The sequence below is a fragment of the Paenibacillus sp. MBLB1832 genome (assembly GCF_032271945.1).
GTDB classification, from domain to species: Bacteria; Bacillota; Bacilli; order Paenibacillales; family NBRC-103111; genus Paenibacillus_E; species Paenibacillus_E roseopurpureus.
Genome location: NZ_CP130319.1, coordinates 1,030,172 through 1,050,866 on the forward strand (window position 1 = coordinate 1,030,172; position 20,695 = coordinate 1,050,866).

A 20,695-nucleotide genomic window follows, 5' to 3' on the forward strand; every position below is an offset into this window, starting at 1 on the left:
TATTTCGGTTGATTCCTTCCAATTATTTAGAGAAGTTATATGCTGGTTACTTAGGCATGAACATTGGCATCAGGCTGGGTGCGCCCGTTGAGCCAACGATCTGGACCTATGAAAGAATTAAAAATACGTACGGTGAAATTACCGATTATGTGAAGGATTACATTAATTTTGCGGCAGATGATGATGCGAATGGTCCATTTTATTTCCTGCGAGCCCTGTATGATGATGCGAAGGATCGCGATATTACCCCAAATGATGTGGCTCGCGCTTGGCTGAACTACACACGTGAAGGCATCGGTATGTTTTGGTGGGGCGGTTACGGCATTAGTACGGAGCATACGGCGTATGTGAATTTGAAAAAAGGCGTTCCAGCGCCGCAGTCCGGTTCCATCCAGCAGAATGGTCAGCTGATGGCTGAGCAAATCGGCGGTCAAATTTTCATCGATACTTGGGGCTTGGTGAACCCAGGCAACCCGAAGAAAGCGGCTGATTTCGGCGAAGCTGCTGCACGGGTATCCCACGATGGCGAAGGCGTATACGGAGCTAGATTTTTCTGTGCGGCGATTGCTGCCGCTTTTGAAACGAGTGATATTACGGCGATTATTGAAGCAGGTTTGGCGCAAGTGCCAGCTGAGTCTACGTATAACAGGGTAGCAAGAGCTGTACTGAAGTTCCATGCGGAGAATCCGAATGATTTCAGAGCGTGCCGCGATATGTTAGAGCGGGATTGGGGCTACGATAAGTACAGAGGCGTGTGTCATATGATTCCGAATGCGGGCGTATGTATCTTGGCTATGATTTATGGTCAAGGGGACTTCAACCGTACGGTTGAAATCGCCACGATGTGCGGCTGGGATACGGATTGTAACGCAGGCAACGTAGGAACGGTACTTGGCGTAGCAGCTGGCATCGCGGGTATCGCAGATAAATACCGTAAGCCAATCAATGACTCCATCGTCATGTCGGGGATTTCTGGTTACTTGAACATTCTAGACATTCCTACGTATGCCAAAGAATTAGCGATTCTCGGCTATCGTTTAGCGGGTGAGCCTTGCCCTGCAGATTTGAAAGAAAGCTTCGTCGAAGATGAAATTTATTTCGATTTCGAATTGCCAGGTTCCACGCACAACATCCGGATCTCGGATCCGTTCTTCTGTCAGGCTAAGCATTCAACGGAGAAAGCGTTTAAAGGAACAGGCTCTCTTGAAGTGGTGTTCGACCGCATGACGCGCGGCGAGAAATCCAAAATTTTCTACAAGCCATTCTATACACGTCAAGACTTTAGTGATGAAAGATATTCGCCGGTGTTCTCGCCTAAAGCGTTCTCTGGTCAAACGGTTTCTATGGAAATTTATCTTGACCAATGGGGCGGGAATGAAACAATGGGGATTGCTCCTTATATACGACTTGCTAACAGCAAGAAGGAATTGGTTCAAGGCTATGTGAAGCTTGTTAATGAAGAGTGGATTCACGTTGAATTCCAGATTCCAGACTCCGAAGGTGAACTGATTGATGAAGTAGGACTAGTTTTAGAAGCCTATTCGACGCGTAAGCCGAAAAGTTTAGGCCGCATTTTCATCGACCAATTCAGAATTTACGGTAAAGCGGATTATACGATTGACTTTAAGAAGCAATCCGTTGATTTCGGCTGCATCACACCTTTTGCTCACAACTTGGGTGCGTGGAGCATTGAGAATGGCGCCATGTATCTGATGACAGCTGAGACAGCTGAAGCTTACACAGGTGCTTACTTTGCCAAGGATTACAGCTTCTCTGTTCAAGTGAATCCGCATTACGGTCATTCCCATTTGGCAGCTGTTCGTGTCCAAGGGGCGATGCGCGGTTATCATGCAGGATTCGATGGTGAGAATCAAGTTTCCCTGTTTATCAATGATTTTGGCTTCAAGAAGCTGGTAAGTGCTCCTTATGCGTGGCAGCATGATCAAAATTATATGTTCAAAGTAACTGTACAAGGCAGTACAATTACTTTATATATTAATGATGAAGAAGTTCTCAAGCATTTCGATGATACGTTCGCGTATGGGATGTTTGGAGTAAGTACGATTGCTGCGGCAAGGACATCTTATAGCAACATAAGATTCACAGAAATCTAGTAAGATGACACCGCTGGGATGGCAGCCTCAAGAGGCCCATGTCGGCGGTTTCCCTTATGCTGTCAGCCAATTATTGAAACGTTCGTAAATTGGGAGATGGATGAGATCATGGTTCGTGAGAAGAAACCTACATTAAAAGAAATTGCCGAATTAGCGGGTGTCACCAAAGCGACGGTTTCGCTCGTATTGAATAATACGGGCAGAGTCAGTCAAGAATTACGGGAAAAAGTGAAGCGCATCGCCGATGAGCTTGATTACCGTCCTAATGTTATTGCGCAAGGCTTGGCTCGACAGCATATGAAACTGATCGGGATGGTCATCCCATCCTTTCATGATGACTTCAGTCATGAAGTGTTCCTCGGGATTGAGAACTATGCCAAAGAACGCGGCTATAAAATTCTGGTAGGTCTTACGAATAATGAAGGCGCAGCGGAAGACAGTATCATTGAGGAATTTCTGCAGCTGAACAGTGCGGGTTTAATCATTCAACCATCACCTCAGGTTGATTCTAAAGAGCGCATGTATCGTAAGCTTATGCAAGAGAAAGTTCCATTTGCTTTCTATACACGTTATCCCTTAGATGGCAATACCGATTATAATCGCGTCCTTTGTGACGATGTGCTTGGGGGACGATTGGCCGTTCAGCATCTCATTGAGAAAGGCCACCAACGCATCGCTTTCTATACCAATCGCTATGTCAAAGGTACGAATGATACGATCAATAAGAGAAAGGGATACGAATTGGCGCATCAACAGGCGGGTCTGCCGGTGGATCCACAGCTTACGATCTCCTCGGACATGTTCTCCGATGAGCGTCCGATCAGCGATTGGGTTCGCGAGCATGGGGTTACGGCCATTTTCGTATCGACGGATTATTCGGCTATTAATATTATGGAAAAGCTCCAAAACAACGGCATTCGAATTCCTGAAGATGTGGCGATCGTGGGCTACGATGATATTCGCATGGCGAAGCTATGTACCCCTAAGCTGACAACGGTCCGAGTACCAAAGAAGGAAATCGGCATGAAGACAGCGGAGATGGTCCTATCCATGATCGAGCATCCGATTAAGCGTCACCAACATGAAGTGATCGAGATGCCAGAGCTCGTAATCAGAAGGAGCAGTTAATACAATGGAAACGAAATTCGTACGCAACCGCGTTGAGAAAATAAGACGTTCGACGTTAATTGTGCCAGGCAATGTGGAACGGTTTATGGGGAAGGCCATTACGCGCGGGGCGGATACCGTACAGTTTGATTTAGAGGATAGTGTGCCTTACGAACAAAAGGATATCGGGCGTCAAATGGTGCGCGAAGCGCTGAACACGCTGGCGCAGAATGCGACGCAAATCAATGTTCGTTTGAACAATGAGCCCGATATGTGGGAGAAAGATGTCGCCTGCTGTGTAGCTCCGCGTTTGCATAGTGTTACGATTCCCAAAGTGGAAGATATTACGATCATTCGTGAGGTTGAAGCGAAATTGACCGATCTAGAGCGGGAGCGCGGCTTGTCCGTAGGACATACCGAAATTTCCATTCTGATTGAATCCGCACTAGGGTTGTCACGTTTGCCTGAACTGCTGGGGGCGAGTGATCGCATCAGCACAGTGACGCTGGGCAATGAGGATTTCTGCCTGGATTTAGGTATTGAAGCTTCCCCTACAGGTGAGGAACTTTTTCCTTACTACGCGCAAGTTGTTCTGCAAGCACGGATTCATCAAGTCATGCCGCTTGGTTTCGTGTCGTCGATTGCAGACTTTCGCAACCTGGACAATTTCAGACGTTTAGCTGAAAAAAGCAAGCAATTAGGGTTTATGGGCAGTTCCTGCATTCATCCTGATCAAGTGGCGATTCTGAACGAGGTGTACACACCACGGCAGGAGGACATTGAGAAGGCGATGGGCATTGTCCAGGCCTATGAAGAAGCACAACAGCAGGGCAGATCGTCCTGTTCGTATATGGGCAAAATGATTGATCCTCCCGTCTATTTGCGGGCGCAATTTTTACTGAAACGCAACACAATTCTGGTGGGCAAGGAGTGAACGGAAGATGAATCAAGCACTTCATCGCATGTTGAATCCGAAATCAATTGCTGTCGTCGGGGCCAGCGAGAAAATGAACTACGGCGGCAGATTAATGAAAAATATGTTGGCCCAAGGTTATGAGGGGAAGCTATACCCCGTGAATCCATCGAGCAAAGAAATTTTCGGCGTACCTTGTTACGCTTCGCTTGAGGACATTACGGCTGAGATCGATTTAGCGGTTATTATTGTCAAAGCCGAGCTGGTGGAGTCCTTGCTCGCGCAATGTGAAGCGAAGAAGGTTGGCTCTGTCTTGATTATCACGGCTGGTTTCAGGGAAGCAGGAACAGAGGCAGGCGAACAACGTGAACAGATGCTGACCGCATGGTCTGCACGCACGGGCATCCCAATTTGCGGACCGAACTGTTTAGGTCTTAGCTCCAGTACGGCGCACATGTGGGCAAGCTCGGCATCCTCGATCGGTGAGAACAAGCGTATCGGCGGTTCTGTTGGACTTATTTCACACAGTGGAGCGACAGCTTTCGGTCCTCTGTTGAATCGTGCCAATGACTACGGGGTTGGCTACCGTTATATCGTGTCGACGGGGAATGAAGCGAGTGTCTCGATGACTCAGTTCGCGGATTTCATGCTGGACGATCCCGAGGTGAAAGCGGTTGGGCTTTTCATCGAAGGAATCAAAGATGGTAGAGCGTTCGCCGAACTGGCGGATAAAGCGCTTAAGCTAGGGAAACCGATCATTACTTTGAAAATTGGCGAATCCGCTGTCGGGCAAAAAGCGGCAGCGAGCCACACCGCGTCGATGACAGGTGACCAGCAGGTGTTTGACGCTTTTTGCCGTCAAAAGGGCATTCTAGCTGCTAAAGATTACGATGAATTCATCGCGCTAGTTAAAAGCAGTGAATACAGCAAGCCGCTGACGGGCCGCAAATTCGCGGTGCTTTCGCATTCCGGCGGTATCGGCGGCTTCGTTGGCGACAAAATGGGCGCCGCGGAGCTGATCGTGCCTCAATTGCAGGCGGACACCGTTGCGCGTATCGATGCGCTGCTGACGGGATTCGGAACAGCAAATAATCCGCTCGATTTGTCCGGTACGATGCAGACCGAGCAGATTCTCGATATTCATGCCGCGCTTGAAAGTGAGAGCGAATTGAACGGGATTGTGTATGCCACGCATGGCAAAGGGCCGCTTACAGAGCGTCTTGGCGCACTGGATCGTTCGTCTAATAAGCCATTGTATTGGCTATGGACGGGAAGCTTGGAAGATCCGGAATTACAAGCAGTTAAAAAGCTGCCTGTACCGCTCTTCTTCAATCCGAAGCAATTGGCTTCGACGCTTGCGCGTTTAGTTGAGTTTTACGAGCGTTCCAGCGCCGCGGCATCAAGCGAAGTTGAAGCTCGCGCTACGGGTAAGTTGTCCGATACTGCATTAAATACATTTAAAAGTCAGACAGAGGGATTAACGCTGACCGAGATCGAAGGCAAGCAGGTGCTGCAATCGGTCGGGATTTCCGTTCCGACGCATTACTATTTGCCAGTTAACGGAGATATTGCGTCCTTCTTGCCATCCGTGCCTTTTGACGGTAACCGTTATGTGGCCAAGCTGGTATCGCGCACGATTACGCATAAAAGCGATAGCGGCGGTGTAGCGCTGAACTTAAGAGAGCCAGAACAGGTACGGGATTTCTTCGAACGCCGCATTCAGCAAGGCGCAGATTCGGGCGATGTGGATGGCATGCTGCTGGAAGAAATGGTCGGCGATAAGGTAGAATTGATCCTAGGGTCTACGAATGATCCTATCTTCGGTCCCGTCGTGTTGATCGGACTTGGCGGCGTACTGACAGAGCTATTCCAGCTTGTCACTTGGCGTGTCGCCCCGTTCGATCGGATGGAAGCGAAGCGAATGCTCGGTGAGATCAAAGGACTTCTGAAGTATCTACAAGGCTTCCGCAACACGCCTGAGACAGATATGGATGCTTTGCTGCAAACCTTGGAAACTTTCTCTTATTGGGTATATGAACAGCGAGATGAGATCGAGAGCGTTGAAATTAACCCGCTTGCCGTACTGCCAAAAGGCGAAGGTGTTAAAGCGCTTGATTGTGTCATTACATTAAAGCCTGTATCATTGGAATAAAAGGGAATCGAGGAACTGGGCATGGAGAAAAAAAGAGCGAAAATCATCGTCGTCGGCAGTATCAATATGGATCTTGTCGTCAAATCAGAACACATCCCAGTCGCGGGCGAGACCGTGACGGGGCAAGAGTTCGTCATGATCCCTGGCGGCAAAGGGGCGAACCAAGCCGTTGCTGCCGCAAGATTAGGCGCACATGTTGAGATGGTTGGCTGTGTCGGCGGAGATCCTTTCGGGAAACAAATGCTGGAGCAACTGGGGAACGAGGGCGTTGGCACCACGTACGTGACCACGGATCCACAGCAAACGACGGGCGTGGCGCTTATTCAAGTGCAAGACGGTGAGAATCGAATCACGGTCGTGCCAGGCGCGAATGCGCAAGTAACGCCAGCACATGTGGACGAGGCTCAAGAGGTATTCGTGGGAGCCGACATGCTGCTCGTTCAGCTGGAGATTCCCCAAGAAACCGTGCTGCGTGCCGTTCAACTGGCTAAGAGACACGGTGTAAAAGTGATTTTGAACCCTGCACCAGCGGCGGTGCTGCCAGATGAGATTTGGCCGTATGTGGACTTGGTTACGCCGAACGAAACCGAAGCCGTCATCCTGACCTCGGGACAAGTTGGGGAGACAGGCGCTGATTCGCAAACCATCATGAACAACCTGCGGAGTTTGACCAACACGGATGTCATCATCACACAAGGGGAAAAAGGGGTCGCCTATCACCTGAACGGCGCTGCAGGTTCGTACCCTGCGTATCGCGTAAATGTCGTCGATACGACCGCAGCTGGCGATTCGTTCAACGCGGCGCTTGCTGTATGGCATGGCGAGGGCTGCACCTTGGAGCAAGCCATCGCATTCGCGGCCAAAGTTGGGGCATTGACGGTATCTCGTTTCGGCGCGCAAACCTCGCTGCCGACACGGCAGGAAGTAGAAGAATTCGAAGGTCAATTGAATAAATAGCAAAGAAAACCAGCAAACATAGCGTTTGTTGGTTTTTTTATGTACCTTTTCAACCAATGCCTAGCCAACTTACAGCTGAAATTATGAATAAGGCAGAGACCGAATACCTCATACAAAGAAAGGAGATATTACGGGATATTCTCCAATTGTGGTTTCCTTCCGTAAGTAACCAAACTATAGTGGATTGATGTGTTACGTTCAATAGGAAGTAGCTTGACAAAAAAAGTTTTGTCAAGTAAATCAGTGCTTAAACGCTTACTTCACAAATTGGCTAGATCACATTAAAAGGCAACCTAGTCGTACTTCGTACCATTAGTATTTTAAACCACACAGGCTCTTTCAAAAACGGACACCCTTAATCATGCCATGCCTTTCTGCGTAAACCTATTTCACGGTAATAACCCCCTGCATAGCATTCTTATGTGGCTCACAAAAGTACGCATACTCCCCTGGTTCAGTCAGTGTTATACCACCTGATTCACCTGTCCCAAGCAGCGGCAGCTTAAAGCTTCCGTTCACCGCAACAGCATTATGTTTAACTTTATCCTTGTTCGTAAACACAATGGTTGAGCCCGCTTCAACGGTGATATTTCCACCTTTGAATTGGAAGCCTTCAATATCGACATAGTAGGTTTTAGCTATTGGATGCATTGCACTTATTTCAGTGTCACTAACCAAATTAACGGTACGTGTCGCTTCGTCATACTGAACAGCTATGCCAAATACTTCGGCAAGAAAACGGGAATGCACGAAGGTGGAGCTATTAATTAATTGGGCAGGACCCACCATCATGCGCCCACTTCCATTCACGAGCGCCTCTGAGGAGCCTATTGTCAATTGAACAAGATTGCCCTCTTTCTTCACGGTTACCGTTTGGGTAGAGGCTTCATAGCTTACTTCAGCTCCGATTCCTTCAGCAAAAGCCCGATACGGCACGAATAAAGAGTTGTCAATCAGGTACGACTCGTCTAGTTGAAGCGGCTCTCCATTCAGCTCTAGCTTCATATCCGATTTGACTTGCTGGTGTATCGCTGCTGACATATTCATGTCACCACTCATGCTCATATCATGCTCCTCCGCGGCAACGGAACCAATCCCAACCATCCATACAAGGGCACATAAACTAGGAATAATCCAACTTTTTCTCATCAAAAATCCTCCTTTGTGTTCTCAGCTACTCATAAGAGAAACGGAACAAAGGAGGATTTGGATGACTTTCCCCTAAAATAACTGCTTTACGCCATTAGCTTTTCAGTAAAGCTGCTGCTAGGACTGGTGTACCCCTAGGCTTATCACCATGCGCATCGGGCTCCAGCGTTATCGCGATGGTATCGTAACTATTGGGGTCAAAGGTGTAGTACAGACCGCCTGTACCATTATGTGTCATAAACGTGCCTGCATTCACCGGCGTTTCTTTCCCTTTGATCAGCCATACTTGGTAGGCTTCGCTATTCTTGAGCTCTGGCAGTTGTTCCGCCTGTACAAGCAAATGCGTACCCTTGGCATCAATGACAATCGTTGCAAGCCCCTTCGCTACAATTTCTTTGGCAGTTGAGCTCAATGCCACGACATTATTCACCTGAACGGCTTCTGCGGGGCGATTAATCAACGCTAGCTGTGACTTTAACTCACGATTATCCTGCTGCAACATAAAGCTGTACACACCAAGGATCAGCACAGATGCTGACAGCCCGCCATACAACCAAGGTTTGACACCACGATTATTCGTATTTCTCCGCTTTTGACCATTCACGTACTCATCGGCTGTCAATTTTGCTCTTCGTATCAGAGCTAGATCCTTCGTCTCTTCGTACAAATGGTTTGAAATCACTTCAACCCGTGATGTAGCTTCTGTTTCAACCGTTTTATCGCCCAAAACATGGGCCAATACACGAGCTTTCATCCCCTCCGGTATGGATACAGGCTCCGAAGCCATTGGAAGAAGATCAACAAGCGCGATAAGCTCAACTAGTTCCGCAGCACATACCGTGCATTCTTGAAGATGGCGTTGGAATTCAGTCCGTTCTTCTGCATTTAATCCACCAACTGCATACATTTCGAGATTCTCACAGCCATTCGTTGTCGGCTTATTCATCCTTGAATTTCCTCCTTCCCCACACCCGCAAGGCGTACTCTTAATTGCTTCAACGCGAGCCGTACCCTGCTTTTCACCGTACCTAGCGGGATCGCCTGCCCATCAGACACTTCTTGTTGGGTGTAGCCCTGGTAATATATCAGTTCAACCACTTGCTGCTGGTCCGGGCTTAGCCCATGTAAGGCTTTACGAATCTCTTCACCTCTCAAGTCTTCTAAAACAACTTCTTCCGTGCTTTTGCTGCTATCTGGCATACGGTTTAATTGTTCACTTTCGGTGGTTTGACCCCATGTTCGATTTTGCTTTTTACGTAGGATATCAATTGCAATATTACGTGTCAACGTGAACATCCAGCTCGTTAGTTTGCCATGTTCGAAATCGAAACGTTCAGCTGCATTCCATATACGCAGGAATAATTCCTGCACAACTTCTTCTGCTAACATGGCATCATGAACGATTCGATAAGCAAACGCATAGATGGGCTTTTCATACTTATCATATAAAAATGTGAGCGCATCGGCATCTTTATTGACGATTCGGGTTATAAGCTCTTGGTCCGTGTTCGTACCATTCATGAAGGATCTCCTCTCCAAAGTCTCCTTCTAGTATATACTTCGCAAAATCTTTTGTATTGGATGATAGGCAAAAAAATTTGTGATCCTTGTGATCCAATTCTCAGCCTACCACGTTCTATTAACCGAGAGCACACAAAAAACCATATAGAGGAGCGCGATACCCATGAAACCTATGATCAAAACATTAGCTACAGCTGCACTCGGATTGACACTTATTTTCCCGGCAATGGCAAGCGCACATACGTATTCGATCAAAAGCGGAGCTTCTGACCTGCGAATTACAATAGAAAGCCTGCTAGGTGAACATGCTGAACTTGCAGTCATCGCTATGCAAAAAGGGATTGACGGCGCTGCCGATTTCAACGATGTTGCTGCCGCTTTACTTGCTAATGGTGACGACTTGTCCGCAGCGATTGGTTCTGTCTATGGCGCAGATGCAGCCAAGGCCTTCAAAGGACTTTGGAGCACACACATTGGATTCTTCGTAGACTATGTAACCGCAACGGCCAAGAATGATACCGCTGGACGGAAATCTGCACTAGATAAATTAGATAAATACGGCCCTGACTTTGGCGCTTTCCTGGAAAGTGCCAATCCGAATCTGAAGGCTGCCGATGTCGCTGAGGGACTAAAAGCTCACGTTAGTCAATTAATTGAGGCTTTTGATGACTACGTTAACAAAGATTATGCGGGTGCTTACAAGGCTGAACGTGAGGCCTATTCCCACATGATACATTTTGGCCACGTGTTGGCTGATGCTATTGTAAAGCAATATCCTGATAAATTCACTAATCAAGGGGCTTCTGTTGCTTCGGTTGATCTGCGATCTGCACTGGATGGACTGTTAAGTGAGCATGGCGGTCTAGCTGTTCTAGCGATGCAAAAGGGGATTAACGGTGCCCCTGATTTTGATGCTGCGGCCGGTGCTTTACTAGCAAATAGCGATGACCTAACAGCTGCAATTATTTCTGTGTATGGCGCAGATGCAGGAAAAGCTTTTAAAGGACTATGGAATACACACATTAGTTTCTTCGTAGATTACGTGAAGGCAACCGCTGCGAAAGACGAAGTCAAACGGCAGGAGGCCCTAGATAAGCTCAATCAATACGGAACGGATTTCGGAGCTTTCTTAGAATTAGCTAATCCAAATAACTTCAAAACCGCCGATATTGCAGGAGCATTGAAGCCGCATGTTGCACAGTTAATCAGTGCTTTTGACAGCTACGTAGGTAAAAATTACAAGCAAACTTATGCCAGCACACGTGAAGCTTACGCTCATATGGCGCATACCGGTGATTACTTAGCAACTGGGATCGTGGCTCAATTTCAAGACAAATTCCATGACCCTAAGGCACCTAGCATGACCAATACGATGAAGATCTGGCTAAAAATCGGAAGCAGCACCATCACAATCGATGATAAATCCATGATGATGGATACCGCTCCTTTCATGTGGGAAGGCAGCACATATGTCCCTCTTCGTTTCTTAGCAGAAGGCATCGGCGCGAAAGTCACGTGGGATCAAGCTACCCAAACCGCATGGGTGAAAGCTGGAAATGATACATTAACGTTCTGGATCGGCAAAAACGAAATGGAAGTAAACGGTATGAAAAAAGAAATCGGAGCTCCCGTCGTTCTTAAAGACGGCCGTACACAAGTTCCGCTGCGTTTCATTACGGAATTGCTGGGCTGGGATGTTACGTGGAATGAAGCGGATTGGTCCATTACTTTAAACAAAGCTATGACGATGAGCATCGATATGGATATGGGAACTCATATGCATTGATTTTACACTGCTAGTGTAGACGATTATCTTAAACTACAGTAATCTGTTGGGCCAATACAATCCCATCCCACTTATGCACTAATTTCCAGCTATTATCGAAATATAGAGTGAAGAGGGGACTAAAAAGACACTGACGATGAAACCAGCAAACGGGGTGTTTGCTGGTTTTTTGCGTGGCCGGTTGGCGAAACTGCGTATATTTAGGTATACTTCTCCATAAACGATCGGGCATAGAAAGGATCTTACATGCAGCCAGATAGGATTCATTTAGCTAGTGTTACAGATAAATTGGCGGAGTGCGGCATCCCCTACACCTTAGGGGGAAGCGGGCTGCTGCTTAGCCTCGGATTAATAGAAACTGTAAATGACTGGGACGTCATGGTAGAAACGCCGCAAGAAGACGTATTGGACGCGTTACAGCATTATGAGGTCGAGCAATTAGCGTGCGGGGATTTTCCTTTTGGAACCGCGTATAAGCTGCTCGTGACCCATCCTCAAGGACCACAAGTTGAGATCATTGGGCGTCTGTCGGTCTATTCGGATAAGGGGCTTTGCCACTTGCCTTCCGTGCCGTATTCGGTTTGGAACGGCATCCAAGTGGGCAGCCCGGAAGTTTGGTATGTGGCTTATGCGCTCATGAATCGCAGGGAAAAAGCGGAAATACTGCTTGCCTATTTGAAGGAATATGGCGTCCATCATGGAATCATTCAAAGGATGATGAAAGAACCGCTTCCAGATGTGATTATGGAGGAACTGAGGGCTTTTAATCAGATCACGATTCAAGCGTTAAAGTACGGGAATATTCCCCATTACGCGTGGAACACCAGTATTTTGGAGAAGACGGATTCGCATATTTTTGTGTTAAGTGAAAGCGGGAGGCAGTTGCATCATTTTACGAAAGATCGCGTGTTTACGATGCCCCATTGGACGATCGAATTCTTCTCATTTGAGTCCTGGTTTACAGTTAGCGCGGAAGTCGTGGAAGGTGAAATCGTGCAGTATTACTGCAACATTAACCAGCCTGCGCAAATGAAGGGCAACACGGTTTCTTTCGTCGATTTGGATCTGGATTACTTTCATAAAAATGGCGTTTGGACCGTTTTGGATGAAGAGGAATTTCAGAGCAATGCAATCAAATTCGCCTATCCAGAGGAGCTAATCCAACGAGCCGAGCAGGAGTTAATCGCTTTAAAGCAAAGAGTTAGCCGCAAAGAGTTTCCTTTTGATGGAGCAATCGAGAAGTGGATTCACTTTATTCCTTTCCTTATACTTCCGCAACGCCCGCTCCACCCAGCCCCCTAGCTCACTTCTTCCTCCGCTTCTTCACCAACGTATTCGCCGCGTTCCCCTTCCCTCCGCCAACCGCATGCTGCTGCTTCGTCCCTGGGCTTTCGATGGCGGAATTCGTTCCGCTCGTACTGTATTTGCCTGCGCCGCTTGCGACTTGTGTAGCGGAGGCATTCTTCGCATGCTTAGGCAGCTTCACCACTTGATCGTTGACGACAACGATGATTTCTTTGCCATGCCGTCGTAGTTTGGAAAGCGATGCACCGTAAGATGCTCCGACTTTAGCGTTCTTCACTATTTTGTTCTTCGCTTTGCCCCCAGCTCCAACGCTTTGCTGCTGCTGACTGTGCGGCGATTTGATCGCCGCGTTGCTGCCTGCGGCACTGCTGCCGCCTGCTCCGCTTGCGAGCTGCGTTGTATTCGGGGCATTCGTGAACTGATGATTGATCACGAAAACGACGCGATCCACGCCAGCAATCGGTGTTTTGGTGATGATGCGTTTTTTCCCTTTTTCAATCATAATTGTAAGACGGTCTGATTTCATGACAGCCTTGAACCTCCCCATAGGTCATTTCTCAATAGTGTATGTCCACCTGAGAAATCGGCGAGGGATACGAGCTGAGCGGGGTTAAAAAGAGGAGTGGTTATTAAAACACAAACTTATTCCAACACTCGAATAACCTCCTCTTCTTGACCAACTTGTGCCTCGCGAAATGCCGATGGGGAAACACCAACCACTTTATGGAAAACTTTACCGAAGTAACTGACATTCGAGTAACCACAGCGTGCAGCGATTTCCGTTATTTTTAAATGAGGATTACGAAGTAATTCCGTTGATTTTTCTATTCTTCTGTTTCTTAGATAATCCATGGGTGTCACTTGGTAGTAGCGGGGGAACATTTTGCAAAGGTGAAATTTGTTCATATTCGATCGATCGGCCAATTGTTCCAATGAGAGATCATCCGAGTAGTGGAGATCCATAAATTGCGCCAATTCCTTATAGCTGTCGGGTATCTCATTTCGCAAATAAGTTCCTCCGCTGCGTATATAGCGCTGAAGGGAAAGCAACCATTCATAAATGCGGAGAGATACCTCATAGCGATCTCCTAATTGGTTATTGGCCGAATCCTCATATAATGTCCACAGTAATTGTAGCGGTGTTGAATCGTGATCAATTTTAAGAAGTGCTCCTCGTTGTCGAATGACTTCTTTGCTTAGCCAATCGTTCTCTATGCCATCGATTCTTATCCACAAAAATTCCCATTCATTTGCAACCGAAGCATCGAATGCATATTCGTGATCTCCTGGAATATGTAGCAGGAAACCATGGCCCTGTGGGACCGCATAGGTATCCTTTTCGATCCGTAATTTCCCAGTTCCTTTTAAGGTATACTGAAAAATCAACCCTCCTCCAGAACGCTTTAACCCATTCCAAACATAAGATTCGTCACGTACAAGGCTATGACCGATGGAAATAATTTGATATAAGTGTTCAGATGATTGAGTGGTGTACCTAAAACCATAGGAAGTATTCACAATAAATTACCTCTTATAATCAAATTTTTACTATTTAATAAGGGGATTTTCCCTAATATACTATTCATATAATGTAAATATTTTACCACAAAGGAGTATGGAATCGTATGTCGCAAGCAAAATATTGGCAGGGAACTTACGTCCAAGTTGAAGGTGACTTTCTACGAGTTGGAAATGATTTTATTGAAAGGAAGTGGACGTTTGAAAGTGGAAGGCCAGTGAGTATATCCATCATAGATAAGCAGAGAAAAGAGGAATGGCTCAAGCCGATTGATAAAAAGGCCATGTTTCAGTTCCCATGGCTTGCAGAAGAAGTAAACCCTGCGTCAATCGTTGTTTCTACCGTAATCGATCATGATTTTGGGATTTCAAGGCCTTATTTACAAACAAACGTGGATATGCACTTTGAATCAGTAGATAAAGTTATTCGAATGATCGTTAAGATATATCCGGACTCGTCATTCATACGCCATGACTTCGCTGTGTTTCCCTTGGTGAAACCAGAGATAACGAGTTCTGGGAGTGATAAATCCCATGATTTTCTAGCTCTGATCCATTGCCATAGTCAACGGACTTCCGTTGTGACAGAACCGACTTTTCAGTTGGATGATAACAATAAAGGGCAAGGTATAACCAAGCAAGATTACTATGAACATCTGGAGCTGAAGGATCTTCATTGCCGCTGGGAAGCGGTTGCTTTTCGAGATCGGACAGATACGAATAATAACCTGGTAGGCCATGATTCAGGCTTGCTCTATATCAACGAACTGCACGGGATGCGAGGAAATGTTCTTGTACTGAAGAAAACAATCGGTGCCTATGGATTAATGGTTATCAAAGAGGGGCCGACACCACTTGGCGCGCTGCAGGAAGAAGGGGTTGATTTCCAATTCCGTGGGTTGAAGCTGAGCGTAGAAGGAACGGGAGTAGGGGGTGAAGATCTTGCTCATCAGGAGGAGATATCTTCATATGGTGCAACAATAGGCGTTTATGACGGCACTCCATTCGGCAGCTATCAACTGCTTCATGATTATCACCGCAACCTGCGTGAATATAAGGCGGAGAGAGATAGCTTCATAATGAGCAATACATGGGGCGATCGGTCTAAGGATGGAGCTATCAATGAAGCATTTATCATGAATGAGTTGGAAGTGGCTGCCGAGCTTGGCGTACAGATCGTACAAATTGACGATGGCTGGGAAAAAGGGGTTACCTTAAATTCAGTCCATGCCTCCGCAGTAGGAGGACTTTGGAGTCATTATTGGAGTGGCAGGGGTGATTTCTGGCATGTGCATCCGGAACGTTTTCCGCAAGGTCTCTCACCGGTCATTGAACTTGCGAAGAAACTTCAAATTATGCTGGGATTGTGGTATTCACCTGACTCATCCAATGATTATGCGAACTGGGAAAAGGATATTGCAACTTTAATCCAGCTTTACGAGGATTACGGCGTTCGTGCTTTCAAGCTAGATGGGATAGAGATTGGCTCCAAAATTGGAGAAACGCGTCTGCTGAATATCATGCGTCAAGTCGTTCGAGCAACAGGTGGACGCGTTGACTTCAATCTTGATGCAACAGCACAAAAACGTTTAGGGTATTTCGGGCAAACGCAATATGGCAGCATTTTTCTTGAAAACCGTTACACGGATTGGCGAAATTACTACCCGCACTGGACGTTGCGAAATCTATGGATGCTTGCACCGTACCTCCCTACGTCGAGGCTGCAAATGGAGTTCTTACATGTAAATCGGAATCAACATCTGTATGGAGATGACCCTTTTGCACCAGCAGCTGGTGGACAAATCTATGCTTTTGCCCTGGTTGCATTTACGAACCCGCTAGCGTGGATGGAGTTGTCCAACTTAGATGACAAACAGGTAGAGGTTTTGTCTGCTGTCATACATGCGATTAAACCGCATCATCCTAACATACTGGCAGGTCATGTTCTTCCATTGGGTCAAGAGCCATGCGGAACAAGCTGGACAGGGTTTCAGAGTATAACGACCAATAAGAGTGGATATTTGCTGATCGTAAGAGAACAAAATGATGATGAATTCTATTCAATAAAACTTTGGGGGATGGAGGACAGTCAATCGAATATGCATGAAGGGCTTGCAGCTCCTTCTCTTAAGCTGACCGAGATTGTTCGAATGGATGAGAAGGATGTTGTTATGGTCAATACGGAACAACGATCGTTTGAACTCCAGCCTTGCCCAAATGGGAACTATTCCTTTACTCGTCCTAATCCATTCACATTCGCGATCTATCGCTATGAGAAATAAGGTCCAAGCAGCCCAACGTTCGGATGGGCTGCTTTATTTATTCACGAACGAAGAACGGTTAATCAAACGCAGCCTTGCGATTCCGACTAGTCCTTGCCTAGTGTGCCGATTTTCGTGCATTGTGCAGATAATCGCCATTTTTTAAAATTGGGGTGAAATGGCCGTAAATCGGGATATTTTCGGAAATTCAATATTGATGAAAGTGCTTACATAGATCTATAGTGGGTTCAAGCCAGAAAGAAAACGCTAACAAAGCGAAAATGGTTGAAGAGGATGGGAGGGTGAAAATGACCTATACAGCAGCTAGTACGAAAAAAGACGTGGGCACGAAAGGGAAAATATCTAGAAGATATCTTTTAAAAAGATACGTGGATCACAAATATTTCTTCCTTATGCTTTCACCCGTGTTGCTTTATTACATTATTTTTCACTATGCACCGATCTACGGTGTCATCATTGCCTTTAAGGACTACAAAATAGTGAAAGGCATATCGGGAAGTGCCTGGGTAGGATGGGATAACTTCAAAGAACTATATACTGGTCTATACTTCCTGCCTGTATTAAAGAATACCTTGATCATCAACTTCTATAAATTACTTTTCGGATTTCCAGCACCGATCCTGCTCGCGCTGATGATTAATGAAGTAAGCAGACCTTTGTTTAAGAAAACGGTACAAACCATCACCTACCTTCCTTATTTTCTTTCCTGGATCGTGCTTTCAGGCATCATTATTGAATTCTTGTCCCCTAGCCGCGGCCCAATTAACATTATTCTAACGATGCTCGATTTCAAGCCGATTTTCTTTATGGCTAGCGTCGATTGGTTTCGTTCCATTCTCGTGAGTACGGAAATTTGGAAGACGGTTGGGTTTAACGCCATTATTTATTTGGCGGCAATGGCGGGGATTAATCAGGAGATGTACGACGCCGCAGATGTGGATGGGATCAGCAGGGTGAAGAAAATTTGGTATATCACCTTACCGTCCATCGGCCCAGTTATTGTGATCCTGCTCATTCTGACTTCGGGGCAGATCATTAATGATGATTTCGATCAAATCTATAACATGCTGAATGCAAAGGTAAGCAGTGTCGGAGACGTTATTGGTACCTACACCTACACGGAAGGTATTCAAAAAATGAATTACAGCTATGCAGCGGCGGTTGGATTATTCAAGAATGTGATTGCGCTTATTGTCGTTTTAATAGCAAACTTCATCGCCAAACGATGGAGTGATGAAACAATCTTCTAAGCGAGGATGAAGAGAATGTAAGAATGGAGTGAAAGCAAAGCTATGTATGCACACAAAAAAAGCAAATCAGATATTCTCTTTCTAAGCGTGGTTTATTCCGTATTAACTGTACTATCCATAGGTACGCTTCTTCCTTTTTTTCAAATCCTAACGTTATCCATGAGTCCAATAGATGTCGTGAATAGCTACGGGTTTCACTTTATTCCTACCTCTTTCGATTTCGCTGGCTACAGACAAGTGTTTCATAACCAATTAATATGGATTTCCTATGGCAATACCATCATGCGAACCGGGCTGGCGATTCTACTTACCGTTACTTTAACCTTTCTTGGAGCCTATCCGTTATCCAAAAAAACATTGCCACATAGGACCTTTTGGACGGGCTTCATTGTTCTTACCATGTTCTTCTCTGGCGGGCTAATACCGTTGTATATGCTAGTGAAGGGCTTGGGGCTAATGAACAGCATGTGGTCGCTGATTTTGCCAGGGGCTGTGAGCACGTTTCTGTTACTCATTGTCAGGAACTTCGTCCACGAGATTCCTGTGGCACTGGAGGAGTCGGCCAAGATGGATGGCGCTAATGATATTTATATTTTAAGAAAAATTATACTGCCCTTATCCATGCCCGTCTTGGCAACAGTTGCCTTATATACCGGCGTGCATCATTGGAATGCTTGGTTCGATAGCATGCTTTATATTCAATCGGAGAAGAAGCAAGTTCTTCAGATGATTTTACGCAAAATTGTGCTCGATGGTGACATCGCTGCTGCCGGTACTGAGATGGCGCAAAGCGCAGTGAATACCCAATCTATGAAACTAGCAACGCTTGTTGTTTCCATTATCCCCATTATTTGCGTCTATCCTTTCCTGCAAAAATATTTCGTGAAGGGCACGCTGATCGGTTCCATTAAAGGGTAGCGGGCAGTAAAAAACATGGTTATTTCCCATATAGGTGGGTTTAACATACAATAAAATTATTTAGGAGGGTCAACAATGTCCAGAAAAATCGTTAAAGCGGCAAGTATTATCCTATCCAGTGCTATGCTTGCGGGATTGCTTGCAGCATGCTCGAAGAACGAGGAAGCAAGCTTGACAACGGCACCAGCTACACCAGCAGGAAGTACCACGCCTCAAGGGCCCGTACAATTGGATTGGTTAGCGTATAATTCATTCGGTCAAATGGACCCAGACACCAAGATAGAGAAATATGTGTCGGAGAAGTTCAATGCGAAATTTAACGTTTGGTTTATTGATACGAATAAATGGGTAGACACGATGAACGTTAAGCTCGCTGCGGGCGAGATGCCGGATGTTATGCTGATTAAGCCGGATTTTAATACGGTGTCTAAATATGTGGCCAATGGTGTATTAGCACCCATATCGGAAGATACCATTCGCAAAAACGCTCCGAATTATGCGAAATTGATTGATAAATATAACCTGTGGAACACCGTGAAAGTGGACGGCAAAATATATGGGCTGCCCAGCGTCAATATTAATGGGGACTATCCAACAGTACTCATCTGGCGACAGGATTGGTTAAAGAATGTAGGAATTACCAAAACGCCTGAAACCTTGCAGGAATTTGAAGACGCGCTAACCAAAATTCGCAATAATGATCCGGATAAGAACGGCAAGAAGGATACGTACGGTTTATCCGATTATGCGCTGCCAGCGATTCTAGGTGCATTTGGTTATCCGGGGATATCTGATTTCAAAAATGCAGGCAAAGGCATCGTCAATCTGGATTATATTCAGAAGGAAGGCAAGATTACGTTTGCAGCGATTCAACCTGAGATGAAAGAGGCACTAAAGCTATTAAATAAATGGTATAAAGCAGAATTAATCGATCCGGAATTTATTACTTCTGAAAATACGGGCGGCTACTGGGCCGATTCTAATGCCTTGCTGAACAATCGGATTGCCTTAACAGGCAAAGGCATGTTCTACCACTGGCGAGATAAGCTGAACCCAGACGTTCCAACGGATAAGGGGGGAGGTCAATTTCAAAATTTCCAGAAATCGCAGCCTAATGGTGAAATTGCTTTCGGGAAGCCGCCAGTCGGACCTAACGGCAAATCAGGCACGATTCAATGGGGCGTGAATTCAACGCCGATCGGGATTACAACGAAAGCGGCGAAGGACCCGCGCAAAGTAGAAACTATTTTGAAAATGGCTGAAGCCTCTATTACGGACTATTCCTACTTCAAAAACACATTTAGAGGTGTTGAAGGTGAGGAATGGAAGGAAGAAGGCGGGAAATTCGTTAACCTGAATAATAAGACAGCTGCTGAGAACGCCAAAAAAGGGATTGCTGTCTTCCACATGATAGAATCTCCGGATTGGAACAAAAAAATTGATGCGTATAATTATCAATTCGGTGATAGCGTGAAAACGACCGGATATGTGCCGTTCTTAGCACCAACGGTAGATTCATTTACGAAATATGCCGTCAATTTAACGAAACTAACGGATGAAGTCTATTTGAAAATTATTCTTGGTGAAGCTAGTCCAGATAGTTTTGATGATTTCGTTAAAAAGTTTAAAGCCAATGGCGGCGACGAAATTGAGAAGGATGTAAATGCGGCATACAACAAAAATATTGGTAAATAAAGTTTAGGGTGTCAGAAGAAGCAGGTTC

Annotated in this window: 16 protein-coding genes; 11 read left to right on the forward strand and 5 right to left on the reverse strand. The window is 46.0% G+C overall.

Translation table 11 applies throughout. From position 1 onward, the window contains the following. Positions 1-56: 56 nt before the first annotated feature. The 5 genes from MJB10_RS04620 (at position 57) to rbsK (ending at position 7,243) form a co-directional block, all read left to right on the forward strand. Positions 57-2,114 carry an ADP-ribosylglycohydrolase family protein gene (locus MJB10_RS04620; RefSeq protein WP_314802155.1) on the forward strand — a complete coding sequence of 686 codons (2,058 nt, stop codon included), beginning with the start codon at positions 57-59 and terminating at the stop codon, positions 2,112-2,114. A gap of 108 nt (positions 2,115-2,222) precedes the next feature. Next, a complete protein-coding gene (locus MJB10_RS04625; RefSeq protein ID WP_314802157.1) occupies positions 2,223-3,242 on the forward strand; it encodes a LacI family DNA-binding transcriptional regulator in 1,020 nt (339 codons plus the stop codon). Between the two features lie 4 nt (positions 3,243-3,246). Next, complete coding sequence (locus MJB10_RS04630) at positions 3,247-4,155, forward strand: HpcH/HpaI aldolase/citrate lyase family protein (protein WP_314802159.1); 909 nt, start codon at positions 3,247-3,249, stop codon at positions 4,153-4,155. A 7-nt stretch (positions 4,156-4,162) separates the two neighbouring features. After that, a complete protein-coding gene (locus tag MJB10_RS04635; RefSeq protein WP_314802161.1) occupies positions 4,163-6,286 on the forward strand; it encodes an acetate--CoA ligase family protein in 2,124 nt (707 codons plus the stop codon). A gap of 21 nt (positions 6,287-6,307) precedes the next feature. After that, on the forward strand, positions 6,308-7,243 hold the full coding sequence (rbsK, locus tag MJB10_RS04640) for a ribokinase (protein WP_314802163.1): 936 nt from the start codon (positions 6,308-6,310) through the stop codon (positions 7,241-7,243). Between the two features lie 384 nt (positions 7,244-7,627). Here rbsK and MJB10_RS04645 read toward each other — a convergent pair whose 3' ends face one another. The 3 genes from MJB10_RS04645 to MJB10_RS04655 all read right to left on the reverse strand — a co-directional run bounded on the left by MJB10_RS04645 (position 7,628) and on the right by MJB10_RS04655 (position 9,913). Beyond that, positions 7,628-8,392 (reverse strand): stalk domain-containing protein, encoded by a 765-nt coding sequence (locus MJB10_RS04645; RefSeq protein WP_314802165.1) that lies wholly within the window; start codon positions 8,390-8,392, stop codon positions 7,628-7,630. Between the two features lie 94 nt (positions 8,393-8,486). Next, complete coding sequence (locus MJB10_RS04650; RefSeq protein WP_314802166.1) at positions 8,487-9,338, reverse strand: anti-sigma factor; 852 nt, start codon at positions 9,336-9,338, stop codon at positions 8,487-8,489. Further along, entirely contained in the window at positions 9,335-9,913 is a 579-nt protein-coding gene (locus MJB10_RS04655; protein WP_314802168.1) for an RNA polymerase sigma factor, read from the reverse strand. Before MJB10_RS04655 ends, MJB10_RS04650 begins: the two co-directional genes overlap by 4 nt. Before the next feature lie 163 nt (positions 9,914-10,076). Here MJB10_RS04655 and MJB10_RS04660 point away from each other — a divergent pair, with 163 nt between their 5' ends. Next, positions 10,077-11,699 carry a copper amine oxidase N-terminal domain-containing protein gene (locus MJB10_RS04660; protein ID WP_314802170.1) on the forward strand — a complete coding sequence of 541 codons (1,623 nt, stop codon included), beginning with the start codon at positions 10,077-10,079 and terminating at the stop codon, positions 11,697-11,699. Positions 11,700-11,945: 246 nt separating this feature from the next. Beyond that, positions 11,946-13,001 (forward strand): DUF402 domain-containing protein, encoded by a 1,056-nt coding sequence (locus tag MJB10_RS04665; protein ID WP_314802171.1) that lies wholly within the window; start codon positions 11,946-11,948, stop codon positions 12,999-13,001. A 1-nt stretch (position 13,002) separates the two neighbouring features. On the opposite strand, the gene MJB10_RS04670 is transcribed toward MJB10_RS04665, so the two are convergent. Beyond that, the gene (locus MJB10_RS04670) at positions 13,003-13,530 is read right to left on the reverse strand and encodes a hypothetical protein (RefSeq protein ID WP_314802174.1); all 528 of its coding nucleotides are present in this window, start codon (positions 13,528-13,530) and stop codon (positions 13,003-13,005) included. Positions 13,531-13,646: 116 nt separating this feature from the next. After that, entirely contained in the window at positions 13,647-14,522 is an 876-nt protein-coding gene (locus MJB10_RS04675) for a helix-turn-helix transcriptional regulator (protein ID WP_314802176.1), read from the reverse strand. A 107-nt stretch (positions 14,523-14,629) separates the two neighbouring features. Between MJB10_RS04675 and MJB10_RS04680 the strand changes: the two genes are divergently transcribed. The 4 genes from MJB10_RS04680 to MJB10_RS04695 all read left to right on the forward strand — a co-directional run bounded on the left by MJB10_RS04680 (position 14,630) and on the right by MJB10_RS04695 (position 20,667). Beyond that, positions 14,630-16,804, forward strand: coding sequence for an alpha-amylase family protein (locus MJB10_RS04680; protein ID WP_314802178.1), 2,175 nt, complete (start codon positions 14,630-14,632; stop codon positions 16,802-16,804). A gap of 287 nt (positions 16,805-17,091) precedes the next feature. Beyond that, positions 17,092-18,054: an ABC transporter permease gene (locus MJB10_RS04685; protein WP_314802180.1), complete on the forward strand. Its 963-nt coding sequence runs from the start codon at positions 17,092-17,094 to the stop codon at positions 18,052-18,054. Between the two features lie 42 nt (positions 18,055-18,096). Beyond that, entirely contained in the window at positions 18,097-18,972 is an 876-nt protein-coding gene (locus tag MJB10_RS04690; protein WP_314802182.1) for a carbohydrate ABC transporter permease, read from the forward strand. A gap of 75 nt (positions 18,973-19,047) precedes the next feature. Beyond that, positions 19,048-20,667 carry an extracellular solute-binding protein gene (locus tag MJB10_RS04695; RefSeq protein ID WP_314802184.1) on the forward strand — a complete coding sequence of 540 codons (1,620 nt, stop codon included), beginning with the start codon at positions 19,048-19,050 and terminating at the stop codon, positions 20,665-20,667. The last annotated feature ends 28 nt before the right edge of the window (positions 20,668-20,695 follow it).

Bases quoted from the DNA above. Each gene is read 5' to 3' on its own strand.
- MJB10_RS04620 (WP_314802155.1), top strand. From the start codon at position 57: ATGAACATTGGCATCAGGCTGGGTGCGCCCGTTGAGCCAACGATCTGG.
- MJB10_RS04625 (WP_314802157.1), top strand. From the start codon at position 2,223: ATGGTTCGTGAGAAGAAACCTACATTAAAAGAAATTGCCGAATTAGCG.
- MJB10_RS04630 (WP_314802159.1), top strand. From the start codon at position 3,247: ATGGAAACGAAATTCGTACGCAACCGCGTTGAGAAAATAAGACGTTCG.
- MJB10_RS04635 (WP_314802161.1), top strand. From the start codon at position 4,163: ATGAATCAAGCACTTCATCGCATGTTGAATCCGAAATCAATTGCTGTC.
- rbsK (WP_314802163.1), top strand. From the start codon at position 6,308: ATGGAGAAAAAAAGAGCGAAAATCATCGTCGTCGGCAGTATCAATATG.
- MJB10_RS04645 (WP_314802165.1), bottom strand. From the start codon at position 8,392: ATGAGAAAAAGTTGGATTATTCCTAGTTTATGTGCCCTTGTATGGATG.
- MJB10_RS04650 (WP_314802166.1), bottom strand. From the start codon at position 9,338: ATGAATAAGCCGACAACGAATGGCTGTGAGAATCTCGAAATGTATGCA.
- MJB10_RS04655 (WP_314802168.1), bottom strand. From the start codon at position 9,913: ATGAATGGTACGAACACGGACCAAGAGCTTATAACCCGAATCGTCAAT.
- MJB10_RS04660 (WP_314802170.1), top strand. From the start codon at position 10,077: ATGAAACCTATGATCAAAACATTAGCTACAGCTGCACTCGGATTGACA.
- MJB10_RS04665 (WP_314802171.1), top strand. From the start codon at position 11,946: ATGCAGCCAGATAGGATTCATTTAGCTAGTGTTACAGATAAATTGGCG.
- MJB10_RS04670 (WP_314802174.1), bottom strand. From the start codon at position 13,530: ATGAAATCAGACCGTCTTACAATTATGATTGAAAAAGGGAAAAAACGC.
- MJB10_RS04680 (WP_314802178.1), top strand. From the start codon at position 14,630: ATGTCGCAAGCAAAATATTGGCAGGGAACTTACGTCCAAGTTGAAGGT.
- MJB10_RS04685 (WP_314802180.1), top strand. From the start codon at position 17,092: ATGACCTATACAGCAGCTAGTACGAAAAAAGACGTGGGCACGAAAGGG.
- MJB10_RS04690 (WP_314802182.1), top strand. From the start codon at position 18,097: ATGTATGCACACAAAAAAAGCAAATCAGATATTCTCTTTCTAAGCGTG.
- MJB10_RS04695 (WP_314802184.1), top strand. From the start codon at position 19,048: ATGTCCAGAAAAATCGTTAAAGCGGCAAGTATTATCCTATCCAGTGCT.